Here is a 12,190-nt window from a genome sequence, read left to right on the forward strand (position 1 = left end):
TTCACTCGCCGGCGGTCGCCGGCTCGACTGGCGGAGTCGGCTCGGCCGTCGACCGATCGTCGACCGCGATCCACTCGCCTGCGCCGGCGTAGCGGAACGCGCGGTGCTCGCGGGTCGGGTCGACGACGGTAAGCGAGAGCCACCCGTTGTCGAGCAGCGTCTGGACCGTCTCGACGGACGCACACACCGCATCGACACGGTCGACCGGCGCGTGTACGACCGTCGAGAGCCGAATGGGCTGGTGATACGGCTCGCCGTCGGTCGCTTCGAGCGACTGAAGCGGGAGGCCGCCCATGAGGTCGCCGCCGTTGCCCTGGTAGACGCCGACGTTGCCGACCGGGTTTTGTGTGACCTTCGAGCCGCTGCCGAAGACGGCGTTGTCCACGGTCGCGAAGTAGTACTGTGCGTTGATCCACTGCGTGACGACCATCGGGCCACTCACGATCGCCTCGAGTGCGTCGCCGTCGGGATCGGTCCGCCAGTCGTACGAGTGGAGGAACGACCGACCGTCGAGGTCGAGGTCGGTGGTGAGGTCGCGCGGACCGACCACGAACGCGGCGTTACCGGCGAGTCCCCACTCCGGCCGGGTCTCCGCCCAGTCGGCCGCACGACGCTCAGTTTCGCGGGTACTGGCCTCGGACGCGTCGGTAGCGGCACCGAGGTCGGCAGCCCGCTCCGCGGTCGCACCGGCCCGTGCGGTCTCGAGGTCCGCTCGAAGCGCAGCAAGGTCATCGGCGTGCGTCTCGGGGACATGGTCGGCGTACAACTCGATGGTATCGGTCGTCGTGTCGTGCTCGCCCGCGACGAACACGGTGTCGGCCGGGACGTTGATTCCGCGGTCGCGCAGGCGAGCTCTGACAGCGTCGTCGTTACAGATGGCCGCGAGCACACGGGCGCTGGGGCCGCCCGGATTCCCGGCGCACGCCCCACAGTCGAGACTCGATCCGAACGGGTTGTTCGTCGTGTGGCTGGCGTGGCCCGCGAAGACGACGAGGCGAGCGAAGTCGTCCCATCCCATCAGCTCGAACGCCGCGGCCGCGTACTCGACGCGTTCCTCGAGGGAGAGTCCAGCAGGGAGCGCGTCTGCGCCGTCATCGGCGACGACATTGTGCTCCGCGTCGAACGTCGGCGTACAGAACGCGTGGACATCTGGAACGCGTTCGTCGGCCGCGCTCGCGAGGTCATACACCCGCGCCGGCAACAGCGTCCGGGCGGCGAGTGCCACACCGTAGCCGACGCCCGTACTCTCGACGTAGCTGAACGCAGCCGCCGCGTTCGACTCGAGACTCTCGACGATCGACTCGGCCGCCTCGACCGCGCCATGCCACCGGTCGTGTGCCGCGGTGTCGGCGTCGGCCGTCTCCGCGGGTCGCTCGGCGACGTGGTGACACGCGTCGACAATCGGGGGACAAGCGTCGACGGTCACCTCGGAGTCGTGGCCGTCGTATCGCATCGGAACCCCGAAGAACCCGGCGTAGCCGTGGGTCTCGTACGGGCCGGTCGACTCGATGTGTCGACGGATGATCTCAGAGCGGGTGTCGATACAGAACACGAGCTGTGCGGCCGGGCGCCCCTCGTCGGATACGTCGACATCGGTCGCCGACGCGTCGAGCGACGCGCTCGCGTCCGAGAGCGCATTAACGAGCGAGACTCGATAAGTCGCCTCCCATGCACGGAGCCACACCTCGGCGAGCGGGATCTCGGGCTCGGTACTCGAATCGGCGTCAGCACCGGCAGTCGCAGTCGACTCCGCCGGCACAAGCGGTACGCCGAACTGGGCTGCAAGTGCCATCCGCGCGGCAAGGTACCCCGTCAGTGTGATCGGGTATGCGGACTGCCAGTCGCCGCCGTCGGCCGCCCGACGCTTGATCAGCCCGGTCCATCCAGGCAGCGAGGCAAGGTGCCGTTCGAATCCGACAGTCCACCGGTCGGTGGGATGATCAGCGAGCAGCTCACGGATCGCGTCGGCCGGGTCCGCGGGCAGCGCCGCAATTGCGGCGCCGTCAGGCACGTCGGCGTCGTGGCGAGCGACCGAACGAAACGCCTCGTAGAAACCGCGGTTGCGGTTCGGCATCGACCACGCCGCCGTGCCCTGCTCGAGAAACGCCGCCAGCCACTTGCTCGCGACCGCGTCGACGCGGTCCATCGGTGACAGGTCACTCGACGCAGAATCCGACCGAGTCCCGGCTGCGAGGCGGTTGAGCGACGCCTCGGGGTCGGGATCGTACCCGTGGTCGGCCAGCCGCTCGCACAGTAGGTCCCGGTCGATCCGACCCGTCTCGAGGGCACGACGGAATGTGTCGGCGCTCGGGTACCCGTCGGCGCCGAGCGTCTCGGCGGCCGCCTCGACGGCCTCGTGGAACGGTCGGTCCTCGTAGCCCCCAAGCGGGTTCGCCGTCACGAACGAGTGGAGCGGCCAGACGGCACCGACCGTCTCGGCCGCGTCCTCGACGCGCTCGCGAAGCGTCACCTCAGGAGGCATCGTACTCCTCCGTCGTGGTGAGCTGTGTGTTCGTCGGCGGCTGTGTCGCGTTCACCAACGCGACGTACAGCCGAGTGCTTCGCCGGTACACGCCAGTCTCGACGGCGATGTACGCCGCAATGAACGCGAGCGCCACGACGACGTGGCCGGCCCCGAGTGCGGCCGGCTCGCCAACCGCTGGGAGGCCGCCGAGGAGCGCGGAGAACGCTCGGTACACGAGCGCGTACACGGTGATGGCCGGGATCGCGACGATCGGAACCGCTCCGTACCGGAGCCGCGGCGACAGCGTGGCCCGCGCGATTGTCTCGCGTGCCGCGTGAAGGACCGTCACGACGACCAGGAGCGTCAACAAGAGCCCTGTATCGACGCTCGTCCCCTTCCCCGTGAGCACCGCGAACACGACACCACCGGCGACCGCGGTACCGGTGACGATGACACCATCGAGCACCCCGGTCGAGGCCTGCTCGGTGCCCGCCACCGGCGACGTGTGTTCGACGCGGTCACCCGACGAGAGGAACTGATACGCCTTATAAAAGCCGTGGAGGACGAGGTGGGCGACGGCGGCGGCGAAAAAGCCTAGCCCGGCCTGGACGATCATGAATCCCATCTGTCCAATCGTCGAGCAACCGAGCGCTCGCTTGACGTCGGTCTGGACCGTCTTCAACAGCTTGCCAAAGATTGCGCTCGCCGCGCCGATGGCGACGATGGCGAGCATGAGGCCGGCGTCCGAAGAGACCACCGGCGCGAAACGAACGAGGAGGATGCCGCCCGCGTTGACGAATCCAGCGTGCATCAGCGCCGAGGCGGGTGTCGGTGCAGTCATCGACGAGAGCAGCCAGGTGTGAAACGGAATCAGCGCAGACTGCACCATCGCTGCGAGCAGCAACAGCGCGCCAGCCGCGACGACGACTGTCGGGGTCGCTGCCGCGAGTTCGTCGGGGACCGCTGAGACGCTCGTGACGCCGGTGTGCCACCAGAGGGTGGTGAGTGCGGCGGCAACGAGCACCCCGCTCGCGAAGAAGTATCGGCCTGCGAGCCGGGCGGCCGTCTGAGCCTGTGGCCAGCCGTCGACGTGGCCGATGAGTCCCGCCATCGCGGCGCCCATCGTGAGCCACGCGAGCACGAAGAGAGCGAACGCGTCCGCCGCGACGAGCACCATCACCGCGATCGTGAATCCGAACACCAGTCCGAAGAACCGGTCGACGTGTGCGTCACCGGCCATGTACCGTCGCGAGTAGCTGTGGACGATACCGCTGAAGAAGGTGACGGCGGTCCACATCACGGCCGTCAGCCCATCGACGCGCATACCAAATACGTCCACGGAGGCGACACCAGCGGAGACGGCTGCCAGCACGCCGAGAGACGCGACCCACAGGAGCCATACGAGCCGTGTCGACACGGCCGCAAGCCGTGACCGAGCGCTCGAGTGGGTCGGAAGCGGTCCAATCGTCGTTGCCTGGGTATCTCCGCGCATCGTGTGATCGATTCCTGACCGAGCCGGCAGTGGCGCGCAACACGGCACGTAATGTATGCCAGTTCGGTCGTATCTAGACTAGATTACGAACAGATTACGTATTAAGTCTGTCTATACGACCAAATTGTTCGATTGAACCAAATAAACGACCGTGATGGTCTCACCGTTAACCCCGCGTCGATGATCGGCAGATACCTGATGAAAAGCCCTATCGGGGTCCGATCCGGATAGGTGGTATGACCGTACTGGAGGGAACGGTGCTCGCCGGGCGCTCGTTCGACCCGATTACCGGCCGCGTTGTCGTCGAGGACGGACGGATTGCGGCCGTCGAGGAGGGCGAGACCGATTCGACCGACATCATCTTGCCGGCATTTGTCAACGCGCACACGCACGTGGGCGACTCCGTCGCCAAGGAGGCCGCGGTCGGTCTCGACCTCGAAGCGGCGGTCGCCCCGCCAAATAGCCTCAAACACCGCCGACTGGCGGCCGCAAGCCACGAAGCGCTTGTGACCGCGATGCGCCGGACCCTGCAGTTCATGCGCCAGACCGGGACCGTGACGTGTATGGATTTCCGCGAGTCGGGCGTCGAGGGAGCACGAGCGCTGCGAGAGGCGGCGGCCCCGCTCGCAGTCGAACCGTTCATCTTTGGCAGCGATGACCCAGCCGTGCTCGACGTCGCCGACGGCTTCGGCGCGAGTGGCGCGAACGACGACGACTTCACCGACCAGCGCGCCGCAGCCCGAACCGCCGACGTCCCCTTTGCGATCCACGCCGGCGAGCCAGACGCGAGTGACATTCATCCCGCGCTCGCGTACGACCCGGAGCTGCTCGTACACATGGTCCACGCCGAGCCTGACCACCTCGAGCAGGTCCGAGACCAGTCGATCCCCATCGCTGTCTGTCCACGGGCGAACACGGTACTCGACGTCGGGACGCCACCGGTACGCGAGCTTCTCGACTACACGACCGTCGCACTCGGGACGGACAACGTCATGTTGAACCCGCCGTCGATGCTCCAAGAGATGGCGTATACGGTGAAACACCACGACGTGACCGAACGAGAGGTTCTCCGGATGGCGACGACGGCTGGCGCCGAGGTCGCCGGGCTCGACTGTGGCGTCGTCGAAGCCGGACGACGTGCCGCGCTCACCGTGATCGACGGCGACTCCGACAACCTCGTCGGCACGGCAGACCCAGTCCGCGCAGTCGTCCGCCGCGCGACTGCCCTCGACGTGACCGACGTGTTGGTGTGACCGACGCCACCTCACTGCTCGGATACAGACTCACTAGCTGCGTGCCTCTCCGGGTCGAAGCCGCCGAACGGCGTCGTCTCGTGGCTCCGAACGAGCACCTCATCGGCGACGGTAAGACCCATGTCGAGTAACGCCTGTGCGACTGGCGTGATATCGCTGTCCGATTCTCCGACGGCCGTTACCAAGAGGTTCTGCTCGCCAGTGACCAGCTCCTGTACCGAGACGACGCCGTCGATTGCGAGGATGTTGTCGACGTGCTCGCCTCGCTCGGGTATCGGCGCAGTGCAGTACAAAAGCATGCGGAGCGGGTAGCCCGACCGCTGGTAGTCGACTTCGACGCCGTATCCCTTGATCACGCCGTCGGCTTCGAGCCGACCGATTCGCTTACGAACCGTACTGTCGGAGATCCCCGTTCGAGCCGCGATGTCTCCGGAGGCAGTGTTTCGTGCGTCCTCTTGGAGCGCGTAGAGGATCGCCGCGTCGACGTCGTCGATGGTCGGGTCGCTCATACGCGTACGTCGGCACCGCCCATACTTGATTGTTCGACCGGGAGGGCCCAACACGTCTACACTCCTCAATAGCGGTCCGGAGTGCTCTCTAGTAACGGTTTACTGACGGCCGAGCATAGACCATGACAGCGGCCCGGATGCGATACCAATCGATCACGACATGCCAGCCCTACCCGACACCCAACCATGACAGACCACGACACTGATCCGACGCGGCTTGCGTTCGTCTGCGTCCAAAACGCGGGACGATCACAAATGTCGGCCGTCTTTGCCGAACGAGAACGGGACCAACGCGGCCTTGACGCCGAGGTGGAGATCCTGACTGGAGGGACCCATCCAGCAGATCACGTACACGAACCGGTCGTCGATGCGATGGCCGATGCCGGCTTCGACATCGCTGACCGTGTCCCTCGTGCGATCACCGAAGCGGAGCTCCAGTCTGCGGACTACGTCGCGACGATGGGTTGTTCAACGCTCGACGTCGGCACGGTCGGACCCGACACCGAAGTGCGCGACTGGGACCTCGAGGACCCCGACGGCAAGGACCCAGGGCGGGTGCGCGAGATTCGTGACGAGATCGCAGACCGTGTTGCGTCTCTCTTCGACGAAGCGACCGCGACGACCGCTGAGAGCCAGTAGCACGCGCCAAACTCACAGCGACCAGCACGTACTCCGACCGCGATTCACATTGCCGGCGGCTCACTGCAACCGCGGTTCACTCTGAGTAGCCTTCCTGCAAGAACGCACCTTCGGTTTCGTACAGCGAGACTAATTCCTCGATGAACTCCTCGTGTGATTCGTCTTCTTCTAGGTGGTCGTCCAGCCGCGATTTGAGCTCGTCGCTGATTTCGAGTGTATAGGTCATGATCCAAGGTCGACACCCTCACTTTCGGAGTCGACAGGCAAATACCCTGACACTTGTTCTCACTGATCGATATTCACTCACCCCCGGCTGGCGAACAGATCGAACTGGTCGAGAGCGCAATATGGACAAACTGCCGGGTGGCGCGCGCCTCGCGAGCACGCCGGAGGCGGGCTTGCGAGCGCGTGTGAGGGATGAGCGAGTCGCCACAGGCGACGAGCGAATCGGCTGGGGAGGGTGTGGCTGAAAATGGTGTCCGGCGATCACGCAGTTGTGTCGATCACATAACCGATAGCACAGACGTACGGAATCGGCTGGGGAGGGTGTGCCCAAGTAGTGCCCGAGTATCACGCGGACCTGGTCTTCACCCAGCACTGTCTTATTCGTGAGAGCATGTCAGTGGCAAAGTGCGATTGGTTCAAGTTAATTTGTTCTAGTGCAACTGAATTGCATATCTTTATTAGCATCCACGAGACATCATATGTTGCAGTTGATCTACTCCACCCCACACATGCAGCGGTGAATCCGCAAGACATCTCAATACCGTATCAATGAACTGTCCAGACTGCAACAACGATCGCACTCGCGTCCTTGACACAGAAACCAATGTAGATGGGGACGCGGTGCGTCGCCGCCGTGAATGTCAACGCTGCTCGTTCCGCTTCACGACATACGAGCGACCAGAGTGGGATTCGCTTCAAGTAAAGAAGCGAAACGGGAGTATCGAACCGTACGAGCAGGATAAGCTCCGGGGAGGAATCCTTCGATCCGTCGAAAAACGCCCCGTGACCGACACCGAAGTCACCGAGTTAGTGGGTCACATTGAGGCGGATCTGCAAGCGCGTGACGAACGAATTGTTGCGTCCAGTCTCATCGGCGACCTCGTCTCTGAGCGCCTCCGAGACATCGATAAAGTCGCATATATTCGATTCGTCTCCGTGTACAAGGCGTTCTCGGAACCCCAAGAGTTCCTCCGCGAACTCGACGCAGTCTTAGATGCAGAAATAGACGACTTCGAAGCCCCGAACGACCCACAGTGACACACACACAAACATGTCAAATAGAACCACGGTCGATCCTCGACCGGATATGCGTAGACCACAGGCAGACGTACAGATTTCGACACGGGTGCATTCGAGCGCACCGAATCAAGAGCGACGGAAACAGACGCCAACCAACAAAGAATTCCTGAATACGTGCCAATGAGTGAAAGCAAACCCACAGACAGAGATGCAGAGACCGACATTTTCTCGGAACGAACACAGCTAAAGCCGTACGAGTACTCCGATTTCCTCGATTACACTGATGCGATCCGGAGCAGTTACTGGGTTCACACGGAGTTCAACTTCTCAGGAGACGTCCAAGATTTCAAGGTCAACACAACGCCTGCAGAAAAGACCGTCATCAAACGGACGATGTTGGCCATCGCACAGATCGAGGTGCAAGTAAAGACATTCTGGTCAGATGTCTACGAAGAGATGCCTAAAGCAGAGATAGGCAGTGTCGGTATGACCTTCGCAGAGAGTGAAGTGCGGCACATGGACGCCTACAGTCACTTACTCGATGTGTTGGGTATCACCGACGATTTCGAAGAAGTGACCGAAGTGCCAGCGGTAAAAAACAGAATAGAGTATCTCGACGACTGCTTAAAACATACGCAAAGTGAGGATAAAGAATCGTATGTGATGAGCATCCTGTTGTTCAGTACGTTCGTCGAACACGTCTCACTGTTCAGCCAGTTCCTGATAATGACCAGTTTCGACAAGCACGAGAAGAAGTTCAAGGGAATATCCAACGCTGTCGAAGCAACAAGTAAAGAAGAACAGATCCACGGGCTGTTCGGAGTAGAACTGGTGGAAACGATCAGAGAGGAGAACCCAGACCTGTTCGATGAGGAGTTCGAAGCGGAAGTCCAAGCGGCCTGTCAGCAGGCCTACGAGGCAGAGATGGACATACTGGACTGGATATTTAGTGAAGGGGAGCTGGAGTTCCTTCCCAGAGAGCACATAGACGAGTTCATGAAAGACCGGTTCAATCAGAGCCTGGATAATGTCGGAGTCGACCCACTGTTCGAGACGGATGATGACCTGCTCGAGGAGACTCGTTGGTTCGATGAGGACATCATGATGACGAAAGATAACGACTTCTTCAGCAAGCGGTCGACCACGTACAACAAACACACGCAGAGCGTTACGGCCGAGGAGATGTTCTAACAATGGCACAAGCAGAACTCACGCAGGTTAAACAGCAGCATACTGAGCCGTTCTACTGGTTGAACGAAGACAGCAAAGAGTTCCTCGAAGAAGGATACCTGATCGAAGGGGTTGGACCGAAAGAACGAGTCAGACAGATAGCAGAGAACGCCGAAGAGATCCTGGGTACGGAGGGCTTTGCAGACAAGTTCTACGACTACATGAGTCGCGGATTCTACAGTCTCGCAAGCCCAATCTGGGCGAACTTTGGACTGGGCAGAGGCCTCCCTATCAGTTGTTTCGGCAGCTATCTGGAAGACAACATGGAGAGTATTCTCTACACGCACGCCGAAGTGGGTGAGATGACGAAGCTGGGCGGAGGCACGAGCGGATACTTCGGTGAAATACGGCCACGGGGCAGCCCAATAACGAACAACGGGAAGAGTAATGGGAGCTATAGCTTCACCGAACTATTCGACACCGCTATCAATGTTGTGAGTCAGGGCGAAACTCGAAGAGGTCAGTTTGCAGGATATATCGATGTGGAGCATGATGATCTTGAAGAATGGCTCAATATCAAGACAGAAGGTGACCCGATCCAGGATATTTTCTACGGGGTCATCGTCGGTGATGAGTGGTTCCAAGAGATGGTCGATGGTGATGAAGAAAAAAGAGGGACGTGGGCGAAAATCATCGAAACGCGGATCAATATTGGCGTTCCTTACATCATCTTCAGAGGCAATATGAATGAGGGGAAGCCACAGGTCTACAAAGACAAGGACTACGAGATCAACGCTTCAAATCTCTGCACGGAGATCGCCCTTCCGGCCACTCCCGACGAGAGCTTCGTCTGCTGTCTCTCGAGTATGAATGCGCTCCACTATGACGAGTGGAAGGACACGGATGCAGTTGAAACGCTGACACGCTTCCTTGATGCTGTGATGGAGGAATTCATCCAGAAAGCGGACGGGACACAGTTCATGGAACGGGCTGTGCGATTTGCGAAGAGACATAGAGCAATAGGAATCGGTGTCCTCGGTTGGCATAGTTACCTCCAGAGCAACATGATCCCGTTCGACAGCATGGAGGCAATGCAGAAGAATGAACAAGTATTCCAGACAATTAAACAAAAGAGCTACGACGCGAGCGAAGAGCTCGCCGATGAGTTCGGTGAACCAGCGGTGCTCGAGGGATATGGCAGACGGAACACGACGACGATGAGTGTGGCTCCAACAAAATCGAGCAGTGTCATCTTAGGCCAAGTCAGTCCGAGTATCGAACCCTTGAAGTCGAACTACTTCGTGAGAGACGGCGCGAAACTCAAGTCGACACAAAAGAACAGATTCCTCCAAGCGATACTGAAGGAACGAGGCAAAGACGAGCGAGAAGTCTGGGACAGTATCGCAAACAAAGATGGGAGCGTACAGCATCTCGACTGTCTGACGGATGAAGAAAAAGACGTCTTCAAAACGTTCGCTGAGATACCACAGATGGCGATCATCAACCAGGCCGCACAGAGACAAAAGTACATAGACCAAGCACAGAGCCTGAACGTCTCGATCGATCCAGGTGAAGTGAGCGTCAAGGATATCAATCAACTCTACATAGAAGCGTGGGAGAAAGGAGTGAAGAGTCTCTACTATCAGAACAGCGTGAATGCAGCACAGAAGTTCAGCCGAGATATCCTCGAGTGCAAAGCCTGTGAGAGCTGATCACCCGGCAGTCGGTGTGATTGTGTGCGCGCACACGTAGCGCGTTCACACCCCTACAAACTCGGCAGGACGGCTTCCTTGGTGTCCCTAGGCAGTGATTTAGGCACCCGAAAGAATGGGTAATAGTGGGTGAGACACATATAGGCGTGGGCAATAGTGGGTTACAAGATGAAAGTCGACGCCGACAAACTCCAGACGAACGAGACTGACAGCCGGGGGCGGGTATATCTCGGGACTGAGTACGCGAACAAGCGTGTCACAGTGGCTGTCGTCGAGGTCGTGTCCGAGACTCCCGACGAGGAGGAACTAGCCGCTGCGTATCGTGAGGCATCGGAGAGCGCTAGTGAACTTGCCGACGGGTGGGACAACACGTCGGACGAGGCGTGGTCGGGACTTGATGAATGAGCGACGACACCGAGATTCGGCGCGATGATGTCGTTATTGTTCGACTCGATCCTGCCGAGAGCCACAAAATGCGGAAAACACGGCCTGCGGTGGTGGTCCAGAACGATGTCGGGAACAGGAATTCTAATACCACAATCGTCGCACCTGCGACGGGAACGTACCGAGGCTATCCCTTCGAGGTACTCGTGGAAGCGTCTGTCTCACCGTTCGAGAAAGACTCCTCCGTGCGACTTGATCAGATTCGAGCCGTGTCTGTCGAGAAGCGAATTCATTCGGTGGCTGGCAGTCTCGCCGACTCGACAATGGATGAGGTCGACGACGCACTCAAATTGAGTCTCGGACTCAACTGATCCGCAAACGTTTTCTGAAGAGACCAGTGTCACTGTTCATCCTCAACGCTCGGGTGTGACTCGCTAGGGGCGTGTTTGCGCCAGGATTCCATGTCCTGTGTGCCAAACTGCTCGTTGAACAGTGCAGTAACCCGCTCGTAGCCGCTGTATCCGTCGAGTCGTTCGGTCTCCTCGGTGATCGCCCAGTACGTTGCCTTGTGTTCGACGAGATCACGATCCTTCAATCGCGAGAGAGCAGTGCTGACCGCGCCCTCGTTGGTGCCAATCTGAGAGGCGATCTCGCGGGCCTTGAACGCTCGATTCTTATTGGCGGCGAGAAATCCAAGGACTTGATCAGGCACAGAGAGCTCCTCAAGTTCCTCCTTGCTCGTTTCCTCGAAAGTGCCTCGATCGATGGACATCGTTGAATGGAGGTACGTTATCCTATCTAAGACAATTCACAATTGCTATCGTAGCATATAGTTTATCGGAGAACACGACACACGGCCGAGCCTGTCGGAAAAATGCACCGCTAGCGGGTCGAGCGGGTCAAAAACGGGTGTGCTTAAAACGGCGCCTGCGGTCCTTCGTCGTCGTCGGTGGTCTCACCGGGGAACGACGGCGACATCCCGCCAGTACCACCGAGATCACCGTCAGCACCGGCGCCCGCACCAGTGTCGGCGTGGACGGTCTCAATCTCGGGGATTTCTTTCACCATCCGGGACTTGATCGCCTGAATCGTCATCGGCGAGATGCCACAGCCGGAACAGGCGCCACCGAGTTGGACGTGCACCTCACCCGTCTCACGGTCAAGGTGACTGATGGCCGCGCTGCCGCCGTGCATCTGGATCTGCGGGAAGTTCCGCCGCAGGAAGTTCGTGATACGCTCGCGAAGGTCGTTCTCCGGGTCACTCGTCTCAGTGCTCATGTGTCGCGAAACGAGTGCGCTGGGCTTATGTGTTTGGTTCGTTC

Annotated in this window: 13 protein-coding genes; 7 read left to right on the forward strand and 6 right to left on the reverse strand. The window is 60.2% G+C overall.

All coding sequences use genetic code 11. From position 1 onward, the window contains the following. Position 1 precedes the first annotated feature (1 nt). Both ACWUI7_RS06240 and ACWUI7_RS06245 read right to left on the reverse strand, forming a co-directional pair. Positions 2-2,482: a DUF2309 domain-containing protein gene (locus ACWUI7_RS06240; protein ID WP_496641354.1), complete on the reverse strand. Its 2,481-nt coding sequence runs from the start codon at positions 2,480-2,482 to the stop codon at positions 2-4. Further along, a complete protein-coding gene (locus ACWUI7_RS06245) occupies positions 2,472-3,956 on the reverse strand; it encodes a proton-conducting transporter transmembrane domain-containing protein (protein WP_496641355.1) in 1,485 nt (494 codons plus the stop codon). The genes ACWUI7_RS06240 and ACWUI7_RS06245 overlap by 11 nt, the downstream gene beginning before the upstream one ends. A 236-nt stretch (positions 3,957-4,192) precedes the next feature. On the opposite strand from ACWUI7_RS06245, the gene ACWUI7_RS06250 reads away from it, so the two are divergent. Further along, positions 4,193-5,209 (forward strand): amidohydrolase family protein, encoded by a 1,017-nt coding sequence (locus ACWUI7_RS06250; RefSeq protein ID WP_496641356.1) that lies wholly within the window; start codon positions 4,193-4,195, stop codon positions 5,207-5,209. A gap of 11 nt (positions 5,210-5,220) precedes the next feature. Here the strand turns inward: ACWUI7_RS06250 and ACWUI7_RS06255 are convergent, their stop codons facing one another. Next, the gene (locus tag ACWUI7_RS06255; RefSeq protein WP_496641357.1) at positions 5,221-5,718 is read right to left on the reverse strand and encodes an Lrp/AsnC family transcriptional regulator; all 498 of its coding nucleotides are present in this window, start codon (positions 5,716-5,718) and stop codon (positions 5,221-5,223) included. 186 nt (positions 5,719-5,904) lie between these two features. Between ACWUI7_RS06255 and ACWUI7_RS06260 the strand changes: the two genes are divergently transcribed. Then, on the forward strand, positions 5,905-6,357 hold the full coding sequence (locus tag ACWUI7_RS06260) for an arsenate-mycothiol transferase ArsC (protein ID WP_496641358.1): 453 nt from the start codon (positions 5,905-5,907) through the stop codon (positions 6,355-6,357). A gap of 76 nt (positions 6,358-6,433) precedes the next feature. Here ACWUI7_RS06260 and ACWUI7_RS06265 read toward each other — a convergent pair whose 3' ends face one another. Then, a complete protein-coding gene (locus ACWUI7_RS06265) occupies positions 6,434-6,583 on the reverse strand; it encodes a DUF7557 family protein (RefSeq protein ID WP_496641359.1) in 150 nt (49 codons plus the stop codon). A 548-nt stretch (positions 6,584-7,131) separates the two neighbouring features. Here ACWUI7_RS06265 and nrdR point away from each other — a divergent pair. From nrdR to ACWUI7_RS06290, 5 genes are all read left to right on the forward strand, one after another. After that, positions 7,132-7,620, forward strand: coding sequence for a transcriptional regulator NrdR (gene nrdR / locus ACWUI7_RS06270; RefSeq protein WP_496641360.1), 489 nt, complete (start codon positions 7,132-7,134; stop codon positions 7,618-7,620). A 162-nt stretch (positions 7,621-7,782) separates the two neighbouring features. Beyond that, on the forward strand, positions 7,783-8,793 hold the full coding sequence (locus ACWUI7_RS06275) for a ribonucleotide-diphosphate reductase subunit beta (RefSeq protein WP_496641361.1): 1,011 nt from the start codon (positions 7,783-7,785) through the stop codon (positions 8,791-8,793). A gap of 2 nt (positions 8,794-8,795) precedes the next feature. After that, positions 8,796-10,484: a ribonucleoside-diphosphate reductase subunit alpha gene (locus ACWUI7_RS06280; RefSeq protein WP_496641362.1), complete on the forward strand. Its 1,689-nt coding sequence runs from the start codon at positions 8,796-8,798 to the stop codon at positions 10,482-10,484. Between the two features lie 168 nt (positions 10,485-10,652). Beyond that, positions 10,653-10,889: a hypothetical protein gene (locus ACWUI7_RS06285; RefSeq protein ID WP_496641363.1), complete on the forward strand. Its 237-nt coding sequence runs from the start codon at positions 10,653-10,655 to the stop codon at positions 10,887-10,889. Further along, positions 10,886-11,239, forward strand: a complete 354-nt coding sequence (locus tag ACWUI7_RS06290) for a type II toxin-antitoxin system PemK/MazF family toxin (RefSeq protein WP_496641364.1) — start codon at positions 10,886-10,888, stop codon at positions 11,237-11,239. Before ACWUI7_RS06285 ends, ACWUI7_RS06290 begins: the two co-directional genes overlap by 4 nt. A 29-nt stretch (positions 11,240-11,268) precedes the next feature. Here the strand turns inward: ACWUI7_RS06290 and ACWUI7_RS06295 are convergent, their stop codons facing one another. Together ACWUI7_RS06295 and ACWUI7_RS06300 are read right to left on the reverse strand one after the other, a co-directional pair. Beyond that, positions 11,269-11,640: a MarR family transcriptional regulator gene (locus ACWUI7_RS06295; RefSeq protein WP_496641365.1), complete on the reverse strand. Its 372-nt coding sequence runs from the start codon at positions 11,638-11,640 to the stop codon at positions 11,269-11,271. 143 nt (positions 11,641-11,783) lie between these two features. Further along, the gene (locus ACWUI7_RS06300) at positions 11,784-12,146 is read right to left on the reverse strand and encodes a NifU family protein (protein WP_496641366.1); all 363 of its coding nucleotides are present in this window, start codon (positions 12,144-12,146) and stop codon (positions 11,784-11,786) included. Positions 12,147-12,190: the final 44 nt, after the last annotated feature.

The sequence above is a fragment of the Halorubrum orientale genome, from assembly GCF_059623105.1.

Excerpts from the sequence above, each read along its gene's own strand:
- ACWUI7_RS06240 (WP_496641354.1), bottom strand. The coding sequence starts at position 2,482 with ATGCCTCCTGAGGTGACGCTTCGCGAGCGCGTCGAGGACGCGGCCGAG.
- ACWUI7_RS06245 (WP_496641355.1), bottom strand. The coding sequence starts at position 3,956 with ATGCGCGGAGATACCCAGGCAACGACGATTGGACCGCTTCCGACCCAC.
- ACWUI7_RS06250 (WP_496641356.1), top strand. The coding sequence starts at position 4,193 with ATGACCGTACTGGAGGGAACGGTGCTCGCCGGGCGCTCGTTCGACCCG.
- ACWUI7_RS06255 (WP_496641357.1), bottom strand. The coding sequence starts at position 5,718 with ATGAGCGACCCGACCATCGACGACGTCGACGCGGCGATCCTCTACGCG.
- ACWUI7_RS06260 (WP_496641358.1), top strand. The coding sequence starts at position 5,905 with ATGACAGACCACGACACTGATCCGACGCGGCTTGCGTTCGTCTGCGTC.
- ACWUI7_RS06265 (WP_496641359.1), bottom strand. The coding sequence starts at position 6,583 with ATGACCTATACACTCGAAATCAGCGACGAGCTCAAATCGCGGCTGGAC.
- nrdR (WP_496641360.1), top strand. The coding sequence starts at position 7,132 with ATGAACTGTCCAGACTGCAACAACGATCGCACTCGCGTCCTTGACACA.
- ACWUI7_RS06275 (WP_496641361.1), top strand. The coding sequence starts at position 7,783 with ATGAGTGAAAGCAAACCCACAGACAGAGATGCAGAGACCGACATTTTC.
- ACWUI7_RS06280 (WP_496641362.1), top strand. The coding sequence starts at position 8,796 with ATGGCACAAGCAGAACTCACGCAGGTTAAACAGCAGCATACTGAGCCG.
- ACWUI7_RS06285 (WP_496641363.1), top strand. The coding sequence starts at position 10,653 with ATGAAAGTCGACGCCGACAAACTCCAGACGAACGAGACTGACAGCCGG.
- ACWUI7_RS06290 (WP_496641364.1), top strand. The coding sequence starts at position 10,886 with ATGAGCGACGACACCGAGATTCGGCGCGATGATGTCGTTATTGTTCGA.
- ACWUI7_RS06295 (WP_496641365.1), bottom strand. The coding sequence starts at position 11,640 with ATGTCCATCGATCGAGGCACTTTCGAGGAAACGAGCAAGGAGGAACTT.
- ACWUI7_RS06300 (WP_496641366.1), bottom strand. The coding sequence starts at position 12,146 with ATGAGCACTGAGACGAGTGACCCGGAGAACGACCTTCGCGAGCGTATC.